We start from the raw sequence: 19,310 nt of genomic DNA, 5'->3' as shown, positions 1-19,310 counted from the left end.
TAGTACCTGAAAGGAAGGATGGTTTAGAGTATTTTACGCTGGATGATCCTGCAGGCTAATGAATTGGATATTGGATGGCGGCGAAGAGGCATATAAGCAGAGGTTCTGATATCAGATCATACATAGGAAAGCCCGGCTTTAGGCGGGGGTTTATAATCTAGCCAGCTTCTCCATCTGGCGCTCATGGAAGCTGTGCAGGGTAATATAAGAGGTGAAGGCTCCAATAAGTGCCAGGAGCATATCCCACTGAGTATCCCATACATCCCCCTGGGTGCCGAGAAAGGCTTCTGCAGCTGTTCCTGTGGCAAGGGCAACAAAGAATTCGACCAGCTCATAAGAAGCGCTTATAGCCAGGCAGATGCTAATCACAATGAACGGCAGCCACGGGCGTCTATGGAGGGGGGATTTTCTCCAAAGCACCTCTCTAACAATGATGGCTGGGATAAATCCTTGGGCGAAGTGCCCGAGCCGATCATAATAATTCCGTTCCAAATCCAGGATGTCTTTCAGCCAGTTAAACAAAGGCATTTCAGCGTATGTATAATGCCCCCCAATAAATAAAATGCAGCAATGAATCAATATAAGAACATAGGAAAGCCCCGTAAATTTAAATCTGCCATAGATAGCCGCAAGGTCCAATATTCCGATTAACCGGGTGTGACCTCGAGCCACCAAGTAAAACGGTCTTCCGGATGAATGGCTGACCAGATTAAGACTCCCAGATAAGCCGCGATCAAAAGTAAATTCCTCGTTTTCATACAGCAGCTCCCATTCTATTAATCTAGTAAAATATTCCTTTAAAAGAATAGTATACTATATGGCTGCTTATGTCCTAATGAGTTGATTCTGAGTATCGACTGGAAACTGTGGGGAGGCAGTCAAAGCTGCCTCGCTGCTTTATCCATCCCCCATTTTATTGCAAGGCCGATCAATACTCCAGGGATGACGCTTAAAATAGGAAGCCAGATGGGACCGAGAAGAAGGCCGAATAGCGTAAAACGCGGGGAGTATATCGTTCCGACGGTTACCATATACGCACAACTGACAAAGGGAAGAAAAGAATACCGGCCCCTCCCGCCTCCAGCGTCCTTCCAGGCATCCCACATGGCAAAGAAATATAGACAGGGATAAAAAAGCAGCCAGTGGTAATTCGTCTGAAGGATTGCATGAGAGATGTCTCCGTGAAAGCTAAGGAAAATGACTTGATTAAAATGGGATTGCCCATTAATCAGGAATTCCAGGAAAACAAAGAGAAGACCTTTTACATATTTTCTATTTAGCAGCTGTCCAAAGCCTGGGAGGGCTATGCTCCACAATAATTTTTCTATTGGATTGCCCACGAGTTATTCCCCTTTAATGAGCCTTTCTCTCGGATCGCTTTGCGGCGGTTCCTCCAGCCAGGAATTCTTAATCATAATATTCGCTCCATCTTCTGCATAAAGGGCTATTTCGGGAATCAATGAAGCATATCGAAAGCCAAGGTCATAGCGCGGACTGCCGGACATGGATGCCCCGTAATTGCCGATTCCAGAGGCAATCATGGCGGAAACATGAAACATCATCAATTTATCGGAAAAAACAGGCTCCGTCGTATCCGAAACAGCTGTGTCCCAGGTCATGGGAGCAGGAAGGTCTTCTTTTTTTAAAATATCGCTGAATATATCAATGTGTTTTTGGGCGATTTTCCTTCCCCTGAGGAAATATTGCTTAACCTCAGAATCCTGTGCAGTTTGGGCAAAACCGATAATTAAGGTTTTACCGATGGAATTCGTTTGGATATTATTGAACAGCATGGTGATTTCCAGGGCAGTAAGGGGCCTTTTCTCGCCAAAGAAGTCGCTTAAGAATCGCTGCTTATCTACACAATCTCCTTCATCAGGCGTAGAAATGTACGGGAGCTTTATATATGTTCCTTCTTTCAGCATGAGATCCCTCGTTAGATCCTGGAGGCCAACTGATGTCTTTAGTACATTCTTAAAAAAACGGACAATATCAGGCCTTGTGACCAGCCCAAGAGAAACGCTCCCCGCCGTCATGCCGAGCAATGACATATTTCGCAAATAAATGGTCGCATATGTATCTGAAAATAATCTGGGGGAATCAGCTTGTACGTCCTCTTCTTCTTTAAAGCCGTGTGGAACAGGAAAATTTTCTTTCATAAATAATTCCTGTAAAAAGGCAATGTTACTTTTGGACCCGGTCAGAGCATATTGAATGATAGATGCTGCTTCCTCATCCTCTGCCTTTTGTGAAAAATGGCTGAGGACACAGACTGAAGCGGTATCGTTCATATATTGGGCCCACAGCATGGACATTTCTGCAGAGGTCAGCCGCAGCTTCATTTTATCCTCCATAAAAGACTACCCGCTTTCTTTAATAATACATATAGTTTTGCACATCCTTATAGAAAGTATGAATGTACATGGATTTATTCTGGGCTGAGTCATTCACAATTATTGAGCACGGCTTTTCTAAAAGGGTATGATAAAGGAAAAGGTAATGAATGGGGTATCATGGTGGAAGAAAAGGAGCAGCAGACTACGGATTCAAAATATATACAGCAGCATCTGGCCAATGAAAGAACCTATCTGGCGTGGGTGAGGACGAGCATTACGATTATCGGGGTAGGTTTCCTGATTACAAACCTGCATTTTTCAACACCATCAACCCTCTCGTTTATGGGTGATGTTCTGGCGCAGGTGATCGGGATTTCATCAATTGCTGTAGGAATCCTCACGATCATTCTGGCAGCGGTAAGCTATTTTAATAAGAAGAATTCAATTAACCGCCAGACATTCAAAGCAGAGAAATGGATTATTTTTTATTTATCATTGGCTTTATTGGTTGTATTCTTGATTTTTTCACTCTATTATCTGTTTGTCTGGGGGATTATTTAACAGCTTCAGCACGAGGACTTTAGATAAGGTATAATGAGACAGAATCTATTTTTATATAACTTGGAGGCATCATGCTTACTTTTGAAGAAAAATTAGCTATCATAGAATCATTTCCTGAGCTTGAACGGAAGAATGTATCCCTGGGGCGCGTGAATTTTCATTATGCGGAAAGCGCAGGAGATAAGAAAAATGTAGTCTACCATCTGCACCCGAATGGGAACGGATTTGTATACGGAGGAAGAATAGCCGGCTGTAAGACAGATGGAAAAGGAATGGTCAATATCCGTGACTATTCAAGTGAGGAACTCCGTCTGCTTTTAGAACGTTCCATTCATTCCCTGAAGGAAGAAGAAGAGATGGTTTTCGAGGGAATGGAGGAGGTCTGGGTAAACAAAGAAAATCAGACCCTGACTCTTATCCAGGAGGAAGAGGATATGTGGAATGTGTATGCAGGCTTGAATCTGGACGGAACCTTTAATTCCTATAATGAAGCGCGTCAGTATCTGGAGGAAGAAGGCTTTTCGCGCCAGAAATAAGTAGTAGTAAATAAACAAAACAAGAATGACGGACGTATGAATGGGCATACGTCTCTTTCTTTTATTTATGGCTATTGATGGAGGGAAAATAGTTATGTTATGAGTACGAATTTAATTAATCTTAATAGCCGGATTCAGACGGAAGAATTCAGCTTACTGACTTGAAAAATTGGAACATAGATGTTGTCTCTTTCCAACCGGAAAACCTCCCTCTATATTACTTTTGCTGGTTGCTCAATTAAGGACATTGTATTAAATCTCATTTTGTTTTTCCTGATGCCAATCCGACTGTCATTTCGCCGGTATTTCCTTTGTGATCGAAGCTTTTAGCGGTCATTCCTCTTCCTCTATATCAATTTTTGTATAAATGACTGGAAAGGTGTCGTCATCTTCTTTTTCTCCTGAAACAGATTCAGAGCTTTCTGAACCGGAGTCCCCGTCTTGATCTTCTTCTGCGGATTTTGTATATTGCTTCTTCAATTCTTCTTTTTCCTGCATTAATTCCTCAAAGTCCTTTTGAATGGCCGGGGTAAATTCCTGTGGAAGAGCACCCTTGCCATAGGTGGCCCCGATATTCAGTGCTCCGCTGAGCTCCTTGATGCCCATTTGTGCGATCACGTTATTTAACTCATATTTATCAAGGAAGAATTTATCAATGTTGATTTCTTTGATGACAACCTGTTTATCTTCCGGAGGAGGAGCACCCTTTTTTTCAAGGAGGCCGACCCTCTCGGCCAATTGGAGATGGGCTTCATACAGAAGAGAGTATCTTTTTTCCATTTCATTTAAAAGGATTTCGAATATGCCCATTTTTTCAACAATCGGATCCAGTACGGATTCTGATTCTTCTCTCTGGAAGGACCTTGGCTCAGGAGATTGGTCTTTCTCCTCCTTCTGAACTGCCTCCAGCTTCCGCATTCTGAAGTGCAAATCCTGCACTTGCTGGTGATAGGCTTTAAGACGCTTCTCTACAAGGGATTCCACATCCGCAGCGCCAGGGATGTTCTTGGGAGAGTCCTTCTTCTGTTTTATGGAAATGGAGGATAAGCTCAGCCGTTCCTCCAGCTTTAGCAGCCTCTGCATGTGAACCTCCAGCGTATTCATCCTGAGAGACAGCTTTTCCAGGTTTTGGCCATGAATTAGGTTTTTTTCATGATTCCCGTCTCGATTGAATAATCCTTTTATAGGCATATGTTTTCCTCGCATTATCCTGAAATTTTCGTTGAAAGGAGGGAGAGTATGGCGGATAGAACCATCATTACCATTTTCCATACCAAGGTAAACACCATTGACAAGCTGGCGAATTTTTCGCTAAGCTCCACGATAAAAATCGGAAACCATGTAGCCAACAATCGGTCAGAAGGCTTTGGGGAACAGAATGGGGACCGGGGTCTGTTTGAATCCCCTGTATGGCTTGTGAATGATTCGGATGGAAGGGACGCTGAGACATCGAAAAAGGGACGTTAATCAATGTTGATCCGCTCTTCATAGGTGTGCTGTCTTGGGTATGCAATCATCAGCAGGCCGTTCCGGAACTTTGCCCTGATCTGACTCGAGTCAGTCGGTTCAGGCAATTGGATGGTCCGCTTAAAATCTCCTGTAAACCGCTCCTGGATTACAGCGGTGCCGTTTACGAGGGGGCTCCTTGTACCGCTGATCAAAAGCCTGGATCCCGAAACGGATATATCCAGGTCTTCTTTATTGTAGCCGGCTAAATCCGCCAATAAAATGATTTCCGCTCCGGCTATATATACATCGACAGGGGGGAAGTCATCCCTCGGAGCAGGGCTTGTCTGCCCTTTTGCATTCTGCGGGTTTTCATCGCTGGCCATATTTTTCATGAAATGTTCAAAGGAGGACTGATCAAAGATCCCGCTCCAAAAATCCTGTGACTGATACTTCTTCGCTGCTTCCATCCACTGCATCAATTTTTGGAAATCCATTTTATCCTCCTTATAAAGCTTCATATATCACTTTTGGATGAATATAGTTTGAAAAGGGGGTGAAGAAGCAGTGTCATCTGCGTCTATTAATATTAATATTTTTATGTTAAAAATAAATTCCTTTGAAAATGCTTCAGCTGTGAATATTGGCCAGAACTTACTGGCCGACTGGAACAATTCTGATAAAAAGGTTCAGGGCTACGGTCAGAATTTCGGAGATGACAGCGGCTTTATCGGCACGAATAGTGCAGTGGATGATAGAGACTTGATTGACAGTCCTTCCACCTTTCAAAAAATTCCGCTTCCATGATGAAGGAGGATTCTAATGGTTTTATTTGGTCCGGTTATGGTGAATCTGCTGGCATTCAAAATAAATGTCATGGACCGTGGTGCCTCCCTAAGCATGGGTCCCAATCAATACTTAGACACCCTCATGTCAAATAAACAGAATCAGGGGTTCGGGGAGGAAAACGGAGATTTCTGTTTCGTGAATACACCGTTGATCATGCTGAATGATTCTGATTTAAATGATTCAAATTCTGTGAAAACAAGTGTTATATAAACTGAAAGGGAATGCCTCTAAGGCATTCCTTTTTTCATGCTAGCGATGTCTTTGTCCTTAATCCAGTAACCGGCAAAAGTAAGATGTCCGGTTAGATGAAGAATGGAGCCCGTTTTGGAGGATATATGGGGAAGGTTTCCCGAGCAAAAAAGCAGGGCTGCCGGCAGCGGCAGCCCTTATTGTACTTTATTCAGCAATTCCAAGATATTTCAAGCCGTTATATACGCCTGAATGATTTACATCGGTGGTTTTGTGTTTGGCGTACGCGAATAAGTCACTGTGTGCGTTGCCCATGGCAAAGCTTTCGCCTGCCGCCGCCAGCATTTCTTTATCGTTCATGCCGTCCCCGAACGCGATCGATGATTCAGGTGGGAATCCAAGATGCTCCAAGAACTTCCTCATCCCTATTCCTTTGTTGGCTTCATCCCTGATCACATCAAAACAATGGAGCAACCCGTCGACATTCACCTGAGAAAGATGGGTCTGATCGATCTCATAAAGACTGAAATCCTCTGCACTCCCTGCCATGATGGTAATCCCTAAAATGTTATCAGCCTCAGAAGGATTGTAATCTTCATTCATTGTCAGGTGCAGCTTTTCAATAAATTTTCTTGTTCGTGGGGATTCCTGTGAAGTATACAGATTTTTTTCACTTGTATACAGAACCAGTTCATGATCGTATCTTTGGGATGTTTCAAGAATGTATTCAACAATATCGCGGGGCAGGGGACTCTTATATACGTCTATTCCTTGGTGGACCGCATAAGCTCCGTTGTAGCCGATAAATGAGCTGATGCTTAGTTCCTCCGCTATATTCGAGATTTCATGGATAGGCCTTCCGGTTGTCAGGACGGAAATAATCCCCTTTTCCTTTGCCTGGGCAACCGCCCTTTTGGTGGATTCCTCCATGGTGTTATCAGGTCTTACAATGGTTCCGTCAATGTCGAGGAATAATGCTTTGTATATACTCAGTTCCATTCCCTCCAGTGTTATAGTTTTGAGTTTGCCTCCGTCTGCCGGAATGCCCTTGGAGAGCAGCCGTACCTTTGCTTGAAGCTGCGTTGAAAGCTGCTTAAGCTTCCGAAGCCGGAGGAGAGGGCGATTTCAAGAATTCCATCCTTTGTGGAAGTGAGCAAAATTCTCGCATACTGAAGGCGCTGAGCCTGCAGATATTGAAGGGGCGGGAAGCCAGTCACTTCCTTGAACCGCCTTATTAAATGATATTTACTGATATGGCTGTATTCTGTCAGGTCCTCCAAAGTCATTGGACTGCGAAAATGTGTATCGATATAGTTCTTAACCTTCAGCATATCATCCCTGGTGCTCCAGCTGCCTGAAGGAGGATAGCTTCCCCGCGATTGCCCCATCATGATCCCCTCTGCAACGAGCCTGGCCAGAAGGATTTCCTTTTCTTCATCCTGAAAAGGGAAAGCAGCATGGGCGGAAATGCTGCTTAACAGATTTTGATAAAAACGGAACAGCTCTGCATTATTCCCTATCATTGTATGTTTCTGAAGAACGCTGTCTATGTCCAGGTTCATTTCCTGAAACGCCCGCTTAAGAGGTGTATGGTAAACGCTTAATAAAAGGATGGCGGTCTCTTCCTTGATACTGGCATGACGGTGGGATTCCCCCGGCATGGCCAGTATGCTTTGGAAGGGCTGGACGCTGTGGGTCGTCTGGTTGAGCTGAATTTGGCTTTCGGCAGTGATAGGAATGCTGATCTGGTAATGATTATGTGAATGAAGAGCTTCCTGCTCTTTGGGCTCCATGGTGAAATAGGTGAAGCCAAAACCAGGGTAATCGATTCGAATCTCCATATCTATTTCCTCCGGACTTAGCAATATCCAGGACATTTTCAAGCAATTTTTGATAAGAAATCAAAATTTGAAAAAAGTATATTAGCATTAGTTTACAATAATTTTAAAGCTGGTGGAATGAATGCGCACTTATTTTTCTGAATTTAGCACCTTTGTATGGATCCGTGCTGCAGGGAACGGGCTGACCTCACTTGTCGGGGGAATGCTGATCCCTTTTCTCTCGTTAAACATTTATAAGGAAACCGGGGGAAGTGTACTTTCTTCGGCCATGATAGTTGTCCTTCAGCCCTTGACGGATATCGTACTCACCCTTCTTGCAGGCGGAATTGGAGATAAGTATTCGAGGAAGAAGGTCATTCTGGCAGCACTTCTGATTCAGATGACTGCGATGGGCGGCCTAGCCGTATCACAACTAACCTGGATGTTTGCCGTATTCACCATTTTAAATGGCCTGGGCAGATTTCTTTATTTTCCAGCGGCAAATGCGCAGATTGTAGACTCAGTCCCGGAAAACAAGCGGGCAGAAGTCTTTGGTCTCCTGGGAATGGCAAAAAGCGCAGGGGGATTATTCGGACCCATAGTGGGAGTCGCTCTTTTTAACATCAGCCCTGTGCTTGTATTCTTTCTTTCAGCTCTTTCCTTTGGGGTTTATGCAGTCTTAATTCGTTTTAAAACAGAAGATACCTATTCGTTGGAGGAACAGCCCATACTGAAAGCATCAGGAGCAGCTGTCAGGATGTGGGCTGTACTGTTCCTGATGGCAGCATCCTTACCTGTCAGCATGCTTCACTCTGTTATGGAAACCACGTGGATTTTCCATTTAAAAGATCACTTTGAAGATTATTTGAAAGTTTTTGCCTATCTTGAAACATTAAGCGCCATCCTGTTCATCCTGATTGAAGTATATACGGCCAGAAAAACCGAGCATATCCTGCCCGTTAAGATCATTCCAATCGCCTATTTTCTATATGCGCTGGGAGCATTTATCCTTGGTCTGTCAGCTAATCTGTTTCTGCTGTCCCTCGCACAGCTTCTCCTCTGTCTTGGCGCCATTTTGGTATCCACGCATTTGCAGAAGCTGGTATCGATCTTAAGTGCTCCAGAGCATAGAAGCAAAGGCTTTGCAGTTTATGGACTGCACTGGGATATATCCAGGGCAGCCGGGCCGCTTGTAGGGGGTGTGATTTACTCGGCCTTTGGAGGAACGGTATTATTTTACGTATTGGGATGTTTCCTTATAGGAGGAGGAGCAGTTCAAACCTGGCTTGGGGGCAGATACAGGAAAAGGGAGGAGAAGCTTCCGGCAGCTTGAAATGCAGCGGCAGGAAAATTGCTCCTCATTGTTTAATAAATAGTATTGGTCATTATAAAAAGCAAAAACGGTTAAGAGGAAATCTTCTTACTTTGTTATGGTTACATCAGGCAGGTGGTCAGTATGGAATATCAAGAATGCATTCAAAGAGCGATTGATTTTATTGAGGATAATATTTCAAATCCTATAACCTTGAGGGATTTAGCTGAAGTTGCGTGTTTTTCCCCTTTTCATTTTCATAGAGTCTTTCAATTGCTGGCAGGGGAGCCAGTCATGGACTATGTACGAAGAAGGCGGCTGGCTATTTCAGCTTTATTTCTGCTGGACCCCAAAAGGAAGGTTTTGGATATCGCGCTGGATTGCGGCTTTCAATCACATGAGTCCTTCAACAGAGCGTTCAAGAGATGCTATGGTGTTTCTCCATCTCAATATAGAAACGGAAAGCCTTTAGCTAGTAGACTTCAGGAAAAAGCCTGCCTAAAAACATATATTTTGCGGGGAGGAACTTATATGGAGCCGAAGATTGTTGTGAAGCCAGGGTTTCATTTGATTGGGTATGAGCTAAAAACATCTATTTCTGAGGGGAGAAACCGAAGGGAAATACCTGAGTTCTGGCAGAATTATCTGCAGAACCGTCTTTGGGAGAACATTCCCCAGCCGAAGCATCCAAGAGTCGAGCTTGGGATCTGTACAGATTTCAATCCGGATGATGAGAGCTTCGTCTATATCATCGGAATGGAAGTGGAAGAGGGTGCTGAAGCACCGGAAGGGCTTATTGTCAGGGAATTTCCTGAATGTGAGTATACTGTGTTTACAACCCCTAAAGCATCAGAGGCAGAATTTTCATCCTCAATTCATTCAACATGGGATTATGCAATCCAAACATGGTTTCCTTCATCAGGCTATGAGCACGGAGGGGGAGCAGAGATTGAATGGTATGACGAGCGCTCTTCAGGCAGCAAGGATAAGCAGATGGACATTTATATTCCTATCAAAAAACGAGGCTGATATGTTTTTTTGCCTTCAGTAATTTCATTCCTGCCGTATAACAACTCTGTTTTGGGGGGAAGGTACTCTAAAAGGAGTTGTTGAACATGAAGAAAAATAAAAAGAATGAAAATATTGAATCCCTGTTAAACCTGCCGGCGGATGAGCAGCTTGACATCGTGATGCAGCAGATGGATGATGCACCGAGAGGCAGCCAGAAGACAGATAACAAAAATGAAGATCTGAACAATCTGCTGTAAAAGCTTAATAGACAATGGGGCTGTCCAGAAAGTCAGGTAAACCGATTTTCTGAACGGCCCCTTTGTCTAGTCCCAAACCGAGTAATCTAATAAGTAAAATAGGCGGAATTTTTATGTCTATATAACCACTCGCGCGTCCGCAGGCTCAAACGTCATTTTTCGCCATTGCAAAATTCTGTTCCGTCTTGTTTTCACATAGATTTGCCAGCCTCCATATGAGTCTTTCTATCTTCCAGGCCAGGTATAATTTTGGAATAAATCAGTATTCCTATAAGCCCGGCAGATGTAATCAGGACGGTCATGAACAAAGGAGGAACAAAGGATCCCAGGGTGACAGTCAGGGAAGCTATGAGCATGGCAAGATTATAATTCAGGCCTTTAACAGCCATATACGCACTGCGGGCATTCTCCGGCGGTATGGAAGCCGTGTATGACTGCTCGACAGGCACCCGGAAGACTTCGCCGATCGTCAAGATTACCATGAATAAGACTAACACCCAGATATCCGTGCTGTACGAAAGCACTCCGTACCCAATGGTGAAAAGGAAACAGCTTATAATTAATGTGGTTTTGTCGTTAAAGATGCTGCTCCATTTACTGGCGAATAATACCATGATAACTACAAGGATGGTATTTTCACTCCGCAGGAATCCCATCATGGCGAGACCGTCAATTTTCCATGAGAAAAAGTACTGCGATTCCATCACATTACTAAGGCGGATCCCTGTATAATTGGTCAGCTGAAATTCCATGGAGGATATCAGAACTCCTGCAAGTACAAAGCGAATGAATAAATGATCCTTTACCACGGTTTTATAACTCGCAATAAGCTGAAAGATATGCTCTGCGGGCGCGATCTTCCTTACAGACCCCGCATGGCTTTCCTCCATTAAAAAAATCACCATCCAAACCACCGCGATTTCAAGCAGCACTAACGCCATAAACAATTCAAATAAATAATCCTTAAATAGAAATCCTCCCAAAATACCGCCAATGGCGATGGATAAGTTATTGGCCCAATAAGTAACAGAGTACATCAGCCGCCGCTGTTCCGGAGTGCTGACATCGATCAGCATAGCCTGATTTGCCGGTCCTGAAAGCCCCCAGCTGATACTGTTTACCGTCATCATGAAAAAAGTGATGAGAGGGGCCTGGTACAAGGGGGAATTGCTTATAAGCATAATGATATAGGCAGCCAGACGTGCCGTTTCCGCGCCTGCCATGATTTTTTTCCTTCCGTAGGTATCGGATAGATAGCCTCCGATGAAGGAAACGGCAATTCCTGCTCCGACATTGATCAGCAGCAGCAGTCCTGCAGTTCTTGCTCCAAAGTGGGAGGCTAAATAAATCGTCATGAACGGAAAGATCATCCCGCCTGCAAAACGGCTGAGAAAGGTTTCAGCAATCCGGATTTTTATATTTCTGTGAAATTCTCTGAACCTCATTTTACCTGCCTTCTTTCTAAAAAAGTTATTGCTGAAATCTCTGTTTTCATGCTTTCATTGTATATAATAAAGTGATTTCCTAAATTAGCAGGGGGTTGTATGTAATCTCAGACTTTTGAATGAGAAAGGAGAGATCCAGTGAAGAATCCTGTTATGGGAGGCATTTTGGCTGTCGTTATGCTTTTGTTGTTAGGGGGCTGCGGGTCCTCGGAAAAGACTCCTCCAAAAGCTATAGAGGGCAGCATTTCAAGAGAAGTTCTCAATGAACAAGCCCTTAAAGAGCAATTTACCTTTACAGTCAGAAATAATACAGAAAAAAGTCAAGAAGCTGTCTTTCCGAGCGGGAAATCGTATGATTATGTATTAAAAAAGGAAGGCAGGAAGGTGGAGCAATACTCTGAAAATAAGAGGTTCAGCCAATCTATCAGACATATTACGATAAAGCCGCATAAGGCGTTGAATTATCAAGCCGTATTCTCAGATCTTCCCAAAGGGACATACTCACTTGAGTTTGTTTGGGGAGCTGATCGTACAGTACGGGCTTCCCATACCTTTACTGTAAAATAAAAACAGGCATTTACTGCTTAGAAACGAGGATTTGCTTTGATCAGCCGTGGAATCGCCTCGTAGATTCATTAAATAGAAAAGAGCCAAAAAAAGGAAGTCTGGCCTCCCAGCGCTGCCATAAGCAGATTTAGCGAGGGTCAGACTTCTTTTTTTATAGCGTTTACATTTCCTGTGAATGGGTACTTCCCGGGCTTGATGCAAGGGGAAGAAGGACGGTTACCTCTGTTCCGCTATTTTCCTTGCTTTTGATATGAATCTCTCCAAGATGAAGGCTGACAATATTTTTTGCAATTGAAAGCCCGAGCCCCGTTCCGCCTGTCTTGCGGCTTCGGGCTTTATCGACTCGGTAAAAACGTTCAAAGATGTTGTCCAGCTCGGATGCCGGGATCCCAATCCCGTAATCCTTGATTCTCAGGGCTGCCATATTTTCCTGCACTTGTAGAAAAATTTCGATTTTGCCGCTGCTGTATTTTAAAGCATTGTCCAAGAGAATGATGATTACCTGTTTGATTTGATTTTCATTTGCTTCGATCATCAGACTGGAGGCCTCTTCATGCAGCTGTATGCTCCGCTTATATACTCTCTGAAGCTGTTTTAGGACAGATTTGCACAGCAGGGCCAGATCCAATGGCTCCAGCGCAATTGTTCCTGGATGCTCGGAGCCTGCCAGCTCCAGCATGGATTTGGTCAGTGACTGCATGCGGTTCGCCTCTGAATAGATTGATTCTATGGCATCCTTTGTCAGCCCCTCATCCTTGGTTCCGTGTCTCCTTAGCAGGTTTACAAAGCTTATGATCACCGTTAATGGGGTTTTGAGCTCATGGGAGGCATCTGAAACAAACTGCCTTTGTTTCTCTATGCTTTCCTGGAGCTTGGAGATCATCCGATTAAAGGTCGATGCCATCTGCTGCAGTTCATCCTTGGTTTCATTTTTAATCAGGATTTTTTTGGGAACTCCGCTTTGTTCAATTTCTTCCATGGTTGAAATAATAGAAGAAATGGGCCTCATGATAATATTGGAAAGCCATCTTCCCGCAAAGAAAGAAAGAATGACCGAAATGCCTGTAACGGAAGCCATGACAGAAATCAGTATATCCTTCCGTGCCTCCAGTCCGGACAGCAATTCGCCTATTTCGAGGGTCCCTGCGGTTTTACCATGTTGATTAATGGGAACACGAACCACCAGATTTTGATGTTCATGCATGGCAAAAAGCTTTGCCTGCTCTTTTTTTGTGAACTTTGGCTTAACATCCTTCATTAGGTTTCGATCATTGCCTGCCTCGTCGATCACTTTGTGTTCGGAATCAATAATCCGGATGTAGGAATGATCGGATATATAGTATTGCAGATAGTCCTTAGGAAGCTTAAGAGTGTCGGATACAGCATGCTCTTTTATGATGTCATGTGCCTTTTGTCTTAGAATCTGCTCCTCCATATTTACTGTGGTCTTCATGAACAGCAGATAAACGATGGTATTGACAAGCAGAAGGATAATCAGGAGCCAGGCAGTAATGAGCAGATTAATCTTGGTTGTGATTTTTAGCTTATTTTTCATACTATTTTACCTTCATCGTATATCCTACCCCGCGGACAGTGTGAATCAGGGGGAAAGCGAATTCATCATCAATTTTTCTGCGGAGATGGCGGATATACACATCGACGACATTGGTCTCGCCTTCAAAATCATATCCCCATACCGTGGAAATAATGGTTTCTCTAGTCACAATCTTGTTCTGATTTTCGAGGAGGTAAATCAGCAGGTCATATTCCTTCGGTGTCAGGGATATGGAGGTGGAATCGCGCACTGCTTCCCTTGTTTCCAAATCCACTGTAAGAGGTCCAAGGGTAAGCTTTTGTGTCTCCCCCACTCCTTCGTCTGCAAATGCCTTTGTAAAGCGCAGGCATGACCGGATCCTGGCCAGGACTTCCTCTATCTCAAATGGTTTGGTGATATAATCATTCGCACCTAAATCAAGCCCCATGATTTTATCGTACGTGGCATCGCGGGCTGTCAGCAGGATTACCGGCAGTAAGCTCTCAGTCTTTCGGACTCTCCTCAGTACCTCAATGCCGCTTAAACCGGGAAGCATGATATCAAGCAGAACCAAATCCGGTGCATATGTCAAAATGGCGTCGAGACCGGATTTCCCATCATAGGCAAGCTCCACGTCATAGCCTTCATATTCCAATTCTATTTTAAGAACACGGGCAATCTGTTCTTCATCTTCGACAATTAAGAGTCTTTTCTTCATATAATCACCCATTTCGTTACAAATTTCCCTTCTTGACTATTGTATAACTTTCATTAGTCAAGGATGGGCTTTTAATGTATTTTTAATGTTTTTTTTCATTGGAGGTTCTGCTTAGGCATACGTTAGATACAGCAGAATAACGTCTAAGCAGAAACCAATTTGCCCAAATGATCTATTTACCATTATCCTTCCCTTTGATTGCTGGCAGAACACAAAAGACAATGAATTTTTTTAAAAAAGTAGAATAGTGGAAAAATTATATCAGAAAGGATATATGATCTGCCGCTCTTCATTTACAATGAAAAAGGATATCATTTAATTAAGGAGAGAAAAGATTTGCTGAATTATACAAATACAACAACAGAAATTACAGACAGCAGGACCGACACAGTGGTAATCCCAATCGGGGCGACCGAACAGTTCGGACCTGGTCTGCCGATGAATCTGGATAATTTAATTGCGGAAATCTATGCGAGGGAATATGGAAGAGCAGTGAACGCATATGTCCTTCCCGTTCTGCCTTTTAACACTTCAGAGGAGCATGCGGCTTTTAAAGGGACGGTAACCGTCAGCCTGAATATCCTGACCGCATTCTTAGAGAATATGATTGTGAATCTAAGAAGGCAGGGATTTAAAAAATTTGTATTAACCTCCGGCCATGGAGGCTCATATTGGGTTTCGGCATTTATCAAGCATATGAACTACGAATATGAGGATATCATGGTGATTCATCCTCATCATCAGCGGCATGCCTGGGAGGAAGCAGTGGAGGCGGCGGGACTTTCTGGCCGAAATGAAATGCATGGCGGCCTGCTGGGGGTCTGTACGGCGATGTGGCTCTGTCCTGATTTGGTAAAACTAGAGCACATGGGCTCACCCGTTCCGTCTGCACACAATAAATTGGCAGATTACGTGGGCTGGGACAAGCTTACAAAGGATGGCAACTGGGGAGAATTTATTCCGGATGTCTACACACCCGATGAATTGGCCGCGAAAGGAGAAACCCTTTGGATGACCTTTATCCGTAAAAATTGTGAGGGGCTGAAAGAGCATCTGGAGGAAGCGTATAGTATAAAGATGGGATAGGTTATTGGGTTCGAGGTGTGGCCGCTGGGGGGGCAGAAGTAGTCCGAAAGCAGATGTCATTCGGACAGGTTGAGGAGGCAGGAGGGAAAAGTAGTCCGAAGGCGGTCTCTGTTCGGACAGGTTGAGGCGGCAGGAGGAGAAAGTAGTCCGAAGGCAGTCTCTGTTCGGACAGGTTGAGGCGGCAGGAGGAGAAAGTAGTCCGAAGGCGGTCTCTGTTCGGACAGGTTGAGGAGGCAGGAGGAGAAAGTAGTCCGAAAGCGGTCGGAGTTCGGACAGGTTGAGGCAGCGGAAGAGGAAAGTAGTCCGAAGGCGGTCTGAGTTCGGACAGGTTGAGGAGGCAGGAGGAGAAAGTAGTCCAAAAGCGTTCCAGCCTCGGCCGCTTTGTGCTGCAGAAAGTAATCAAGGAGCTTCACGCTGCCTGCACAAAAAACTTCGAGGATTTCATCTTCGGAGTTTTTTTAATTTTTACTAGAAAAAATTATTTCTTCCGTTTGGCTATATCCTGCAGAAGGAGACCCCAGCTGCTCTTATGGGCCGCGTCTCTGGGGCTGCCAGCTCATTTATGAATCTATCCATGCTGATTGGTCCGGTGGCTGGAGGCATGCTGGCTGTCTGGGTGGGAGCTGGGGGTGTTTTTATAGGTGCGGGAGTGCTGCTCAGCATGATTGGGCTGGCTGGTCTCTTTATTATAAAACGAAAATTTGTGTATAAAGGAAAAATGAAAAAGCCTGCCTGAGTATGGACGGAACAGGAAAGGTTCATAGAGGAGTTCCGAATCGTTCGGAGCCTGTTCTTATTTTCATTCTGGCTGTATGATAAGTAGAAATGAAAAGAACGGAGGTAAAGGATTTATTATGTATTCCTTTAGAAGCTGTTGTTCTCAGAGAGTCTTTTTAAATAAGCTGGAGGGTTCTTTTACTAGAATAGCAAGGAAAGGCTGCCTTTGGGATGGTAGCCTTCTTGCATAGGTCACTTCAAGAACATTTTAATCCTCTTCAGCCCATTCTTTGCATTGGGATATCGGAAGGGGATGTCAAATAAGTTCGTCTGCTTGAGGACCCCTTTGTGATGGGAAAAGGTATCAAAGCTTCCCTTCCCGTGATAGGCCCCAATTCCGCTTGAGCCGACTCCGCCGAATGGCAGGTGGGGAGAAGCAAAATGGTATACGGTATCATTGATGCAGCCTCCGCCGAATGAGATGCTGTTCAGAACCTGCTCCTGGACGGCGGGAGTGCTGGTGAACAGATAAAGGGAAAGCGGATTTGGATGATGGTGGATTCCCTCTATCACTTCGTCAAGATTTGTGTATTCCAGGACGGGGAGAATCGGCCCGAAAATTTCATCCTGCATGATGCTGTCTTTCCAGGTGATGTTTGTAAGGACTGTCGGCTCAATGACCCGCCGTTTTTTATCGGTGCCTCCTCCGAGGAAGATCTCTCCATCACCCATAAGGGATTGAAGCCGCAGGAAATGCTTTTCGCTCACAATCCGGGTAAAGCTGGGATTCTCAAGTGGATTCAGCCCGAACAAGTCTGCTGCAGCTTCCTTAAAGGCAGCAAGAAAGGAATCCCTGATGCTTGTATGAAGATACAGGTAATCGGGTGCAATGCATGTCTGGCCTGCGTTTGTGTATTTGCCCCATGCAATTCGTTTCGCTGCAAGCTTGATGTCGGCATCTTCATGTACAATGCAGGGGCTCTTTCCTCCGAGTTCAAGGGTAACAGGCGTCAGGTTTTTTGCGGCAGCCTCCATGATGATCCGGCCGACAGCCGGACTCCCGGTAAAGAAGATATAGTCAGACTTTTCCTGCAGGAGGGCCTCACTTGCCTCGACGCCTCCGAGCACCACAGAAATATATTCCTCTGGAAAATGCTCCTTAATGAGCCTGGCCAGTACTTCCGAAGTCTTCGGAGTCAGTTCCGAGGGTTTAATAACCGCACAGTTGCCGGCTGCAATGGCGCCGATTAAAGGGGCGGCCGCCAGCTGGAACGGGTAATTCCAGGGGGCTATGATCAGCGCGGTTCCGTAAGGCTCGGAATAGAGATAGCTTTTGGAGCCTATATGGGTAAGAGGGGTTTTCACTCTCCTGGGCTTTGCCCAGGAACGAAGATGTTTCAGAGTGAATCGTATTTCTTCCAGGACCACACCGATTTCGGTCGAATAGGCCTCGAACTCCGACTTGTTTAAATCTTCCTTTAAGGCTGCGATGAGCTGGTTTTCGTACTGTTTGACAGCGGATTGTAAGCTCTTCAGGGCGTTAAGGCGGAAAGCGATCTCTTTCGTTTTGTTTGTACGGAAAAAGCTTCTCTGTCTATCCATTAGACTCCGGTACATATTCTGTTCTCCTTTATTGAATCTTCAGCTGCTTATCTTGATCATGCTTATGCTGCTTAGCAGATAAAAGCGGCTGATTTCGTATTCCTTTTGAAGAATTTCTGATATGAGGCAGGGAGCGATAAACCCGGGAAAGCCTTAAAGAAGTAAGTGTTGGCCAAGGCGGACGACTCCTTTGTGGAAAATAATAGAATGGTTTATTTGAATCATATCACATAGAGGAATGTTACAATAGATGTAGATTAAGCACCCGGCTCTGGAGGGGATTATGAAAGAACACTATTTTGATAAGCTATTGAACATCAAGACAGAGGGAGACCAAAGAGGATTTAATTCATCCCTTCACTATCATCGGTATGAGCCCACTCCCTACGGCGCACTTGCTGAGCTTTTTCATTCCTATGAAGTAAAAAGCACGGATTCCTTCGTGGATTTTGGCTGCGGCAAGGGCAGGCTGAATTTCTATGTCCATCATTTCTTTCAGGCATCTGCCACCGGAATAGAAATGAATGAGGAATTTTACAGGGAAGCAGTGAAGAACAGGGACAGCTACTTTAAGAAAAAAAGCAGGTATCGGGAGAGGCTGCAATTTCTTTGCTGTCTGGCCGAAGAATATGAGATCCAGCCGGCGGACAATCGGTTTTACCTTTTTAATCCTTTCTCCGTCCAGGTTTTTATGAAGGTTGTCCAAAATATCTTAAAATCGGTGGAAGAGTTTCAGAGGAATGTAGAGCTGATCCTATATTACCCGGCAGATGATTATGTTTTTTATCTGGAAGAAAGCACATCTTTCACCCTTAAAAAAGAAGTAAGGCTTGAGGGAGTGTACGAGCATAATCCCTATGAAAAATTCATGATCTATCAATTAAGCTATTAAGATGCCAAAAGCCCGGAATGGATTCCGGGCTTTTGGCATTTACTCAGCTGTCTTTTCGCACATCAAGGCATGGGTATTCTCTTCTGAATCGTAAAAGAAGGCCATCCAAGTTTCTGTGTCACCCATTCTGGCTATTATATGAGGTTCGTCTATAAATGTGATCCCTTGTTTCTTATTAGCTTCGAAGGCTGCCTCTATATCCTCCACCTGGAAATAGAGGACGGAGCTGGGATGGGTAAAAGAATCATTTTCTGGAAGGGTTAAAAGAATCCTGATTCCATCTGTTTCAAGAAACGCCATGGTATCTGTTTTAAACAGCAGATTTAAACCGAGCTTTTCGCTGTAAAACGAAGCCGCCCTTTCCACATCCTTAACAGGCACCCCGATCTGCACAATCTTTTGAATTTTATTCTCCATATAATCTCCTCCTTT

The 19,310-nt window shown here is 44.4% G+C and carries 23 protein-coding genes and 1 pseudogene; 12 read left to right on the top strand and 12 right to left on the bottom strand.

Annotated elements, in window-relative coordinates; genetic code table 11:
- Window positions 1-150 precede the first annotated feature (150 nt).
- The 3 genes and pseudogenes from H539_RS29275 to H539_RS0121085 all read right to left on the bottom strand — a co-directional run bounded on the left by H539_RS29275 (window position 151) and on the right by H539_RS0121085 (window position 2,354).
- Window positions 151-758 (bottom strand): annotated as a pseudogene (locus tag H539_RS29275) (DUF2238 domain-containing protein).
- Window positions 759-878: 120 nt separating this feature from the next.
- On the bottom strand, window positions 879-1,340 hold the full coding sequence (locus H539_RS29270) for a hypothetical protein (RefSeq protein ID WP_035323617.1): 462 nt from the start codon (window positions 1,338-1,340) through the stop codon (window positions 879-881).
- A gap of 3 nt (window positions 1,341-1,343) precedes the next feature.
- On the bottom strand, window positions 1,344-2,354 hold the full coding sequence (locus H539_RS0121085; RefSeq protein ID WP_026695170.1) for a DUF3231 family protein: 1,011 nt from the start codon (window positions 2,352-2,354) through the stop codon (window positions 1,344-1,346).
- A 159-nt stretch (window positions 2,355-2,513) separates the two neighbouring features.
- On the opposite strand from H539_RS0121085, the gene H539_RS0121080 reads away from it, so the two are divergent.
- Both H539_RS0121080 and H539_RS0121075 read left to right on the top strand, forming a co-directional pair.
- Window positions 2,514-2,897 (top strand): YidH family protein, encoded by a 384-nt coding sequence (locus H539_RS0121080; protein ID WP_035323614.1) that lies wholly within the window; start codon window positions 2,514-2,516, stop codon window positions 2,895-2,897.
- A gap of 71 nt (window positions 2,898-2,968) precedes the next feature.
- Window positions 2,969-3,433, top strand: coding sequence for a hypothetical protein (locus tag H539_RS0121075; protein ID WP_026695168.1), 465 nt, complete (start codon window positions 2,969-2,971; stop codon window positions 3,431-3,433).
- A 333-nt stretch (window positions 3,434-3,766) separates the two neighbouring features.
- Here the strand turns inward: H539_RS0121075 and H539_RS30295 are convergent, their stop codons facing one another.
- A complete protein-coding gene (locus H539_RS30295) occupies window positions 3,767-4,624 on the bottom strand; it encodes a hypothetical protein (RefSeq protein ID WP_051348719.1) in 858 nt (285 codons plus the stop codon).
- Between the two features lie 48 nt (window positions 4,625-4,672).
- On the opposite strand from H539_RS30295, the gene H539_RS0121065 reads away from it, so the two are divergent.
- Window positions 4,673-4,900, top strand: coding sequence for a hypothetical protein (locus H539_RS0121065; RefSeq protein ID WP_026695167.1), 228 nt, complete (start codon window positions 4,673-4,675; stop codon window positions 4,898-4,900).
- Here the strand turns inward: H539_RS0121065 and H539_RS0121060 are convergent.
- Entirely contained in the window at window positions 4,897-5,376 is a 480-nt protein-coding gene (locus H539_RS0121060; protein ID WP_026695166.1) for an Hsp20/alpha crystallin family protein, read from the bottom strand. The genes H539_RS0121065 and H539_RS0121060 overlap by 4 nt on opposite strands.
- A gap of 103 nt (window positions 5,377-5,479) precedes the next feature.
- Between H539_RS0121060 and H539_RS0121055 the strand changes: the two genes are divergently transcribed.
- Window positions 5,480-5,686, top strand: a complete 207-nt coding sequence (locus tag H539_RS0121055; RefSeq protein ID WP_051348733.1) for a hypothetical protein — start codon at window positions 5,480-5,482, stop codon at window positions 5,684-5,686.
- Window positions 5,687-5,701: 15 nt separating this feature from the next.
- The gene (locus H539_RS0121050) at window positions 5,702-5,938 is read left to right on the top strand and encodes a hypothetical protein (RefSeq protein ID WP_035323611.1); all 237 of its coding nucleotides are present in this window, start codon (window positions 5,702-5,704) and stop codon (window positions 5,936-5,938) included.
- 186 nt (window positions 5,939-6,124) lie between these two features.
- Here the strand turns inward: H539_RS0121050 and H539_RS0121045 are convergent, their stop codons facing one another.
- A complete protein-coding gene (locus tag H539_RS0121045; protein ID WP_035323608.1) occupies window positions 6,125-6,916 on the bottom strand; it encodes a Cof-type HAD-IIB family hydrolase in 792 nt (263 codons plus the stop codon).
- Window positions 6,917-6,927: 11 nt separating this feature from the next.
- Window positions 6,928-7,758, bottom strand: a complete 831-nt coding sequence (locus tag H539_RS30290; RefSeq protein ID WP_026695162.1) for a helix-turn-helix domain-containing protein — start codon at window positions 7,756-7,758, stop codon at window positions 6,928-6,930.
- Between the two features lie 121 nt (window positions 7,759-7,879).
- Here H539_RS30290 and H539_RS29255 point away from each other — a divergent pair, with 121 nt between their 5' ends.
- From H539_RS29255 to H539_RS31735, 3 genes are all read left to right on the top strand, one after another.
- Window positions 7,880-9,070, top strand: coding sequence for an MFS transporter (locus H539_RS29255; protein WP_051348718.1), 1,191 nt, complete (start codon window positions 7,880-7,882; stop codon window positions 9,068-9,070).
- Between the two features lie 123 nt (window positions 9,071-9,193).
- Window positions 9,194-10,078 (top strand): AraC family transcriptional regulator, encoded by an 885-nt coding sequence (locus tag H539_RS0121030; RefSeq protein WP_026695161.1) that lies wholly within the window; start codon window positions 9,194-9,196, stop codon window positions 10,076-10,078.
- 86 nt (window positions 10,079-10,164) lie between these two features.
- Entirely contained in the window at window positions 10,165-10,317 is a 153-nt protein-coding gene (locus H539_RS31735; RefSeq protein WP_155890179.1) for a hypothetical protein, read from the top strand.
- 191 nt (window positions 10,318-10,508) lie between these two features.
- Here H539_RS31735 and H539_RS0121020 read toward each other — a convergent pair whose 3' ends face one another.
- Complete coding sequence (locus H539_RS0121020) at window positions 10,509-11,762, bottom strand: MDR family MFS transporter (protein ID WP_026695160.1); 1,254 nt, start codon at window positions 11,760-11,762, stop codon at window positions 10,509-10,511.
- Between the two features lie 138 nt (window positions 11,763-11,900).
- Here H539_RS0121020 and H539_RS29250 point away from each other — a divergent pair, with 138 nt between their 5' ends.
- The gene (locus tag H539_RS29250) at window positions 11,901-12,329 is read left to right on the top strand and encodes a BsuPI-related putative proteinase inhibitor (protein WP_051348717.1); all 429 of its coding nucleotides are present in this window, start codon (window positions 11,901-11,903) and stop codon (window positions 12,327-12,329) included.
- Between the two features lie 160 nt (window positions 12,330-12,489).
- Here H539_RS29250 and H539_RS0121010 read toward each other — a convergent pair whose 3' ends face one another.
- A complete protein-coding gene (locus H539_RS0121010; protein ID WP_026695159.1) occupies window positions 12,490-13,884 on the bottom strand; it encodes a sensor histidine kinase in 1,395 nt (464 codons plus the stop codon).
- Between the two features lies 1 nt (window position 13,885).
- Window positions 13,886-14,581, bottom strand: a complete 696-nt coding sequence (locus H539_RS0121005) for a response regulator transcription factor (RefSeq protein ID WP_026695158.1) — start codon at window positions 14,579-14,581, stop codon at window positions 13,886-13,888.
- A 336-nt stretch (window positions 14,582-14,917) separates the two neighbouring features.
- On the opposite strand from H539_RS0121005, the gene H539_RS0121000 reads away from it, so the two are divergent.
- Together H539_RS0121000 and H539_RS31730 are read left to right on the top strand one after the other, a co-directional pair.
- Entirely contained in the window at window positions 14,918-15,667 is a 750-nt protein-coding gene (locus tag H539_RS0121000) for a creatininase family protein (RefSeq protein WP_026695157.1), read from the top strand.
- Window positions 15,668-16,196: 529 nt separating this feature from the next.
- On the top strand, window positions 16,197-16,403 hold the full coding sequence (locus tag H539_RS31730; RefSeq protein WP_155890177.1) for a hypothetical protein: 207 nt from the start codon (window positions 16,197-16,199) through the stop codon (window positions 16,401-16,403).
- 233 nt (window positions 16,404-16,636) lie between these two features.
- Here H539_RS31730 and H539_RS0120985 read toward each other — a convergent pair whose 3' ends face one another.
- Complete coding sequence (locus H539_RS0120985; protein ID WP_026695155.1) at window positions 16,637-18,001, bottom strand: aldehyde dehydrogenase; 1,365 nt, start codon at window positions 17,999-18,001, stop codon at window positions 16,637-16,639.
- 268 nt (window positions 18,002-18,269) lie between these two features.
- Here H539_RS0120985 and H539_RS0120980 point away from each other — a divergent pair, with 268 nt between their 5' ends.
- Window positions 18,270-18,878 carry a class I SAM-dependent methyltransferase gene (locus H539_RS0120980; protein WP_026695154.1) on the top strand — a complete coding sequence of 203 codons (609 nt, stop codon included), beginning with the start codon at window positions 18,270-18,272 and terminating at the stop codon, window positions 18,876-18,878.
- 39 nt (window positions 18,879-18,917) lie between these two features.
- Here H539_RS0120980 and H539_RS0120975 read toward each other — a convergent pair whose 3' ends face one another.
- Entirely contained in the window at window positions 18,918-19,295 is a 378-nt protein-coding gene (locus tag H539_RS0120975) for a VOC family protein (protein WP_026695153.1), read from the bottom strand.
- Between the last annotated feature and the right edge of the window lie 15 nt (window positions 19,296-19,310).

The organism is Peribacillus kribbensis DSM 17871, assembly GCF_000430765.1.
GTDB lineage: Bacteria > Bacillota > Bacilli > Bacillales > DSM-1321 > Paraperibacillus > Paraperibacillus kribbensis.
This window is presented reverse-complemented; position numbering and strand designations above follow the sequence as displayed.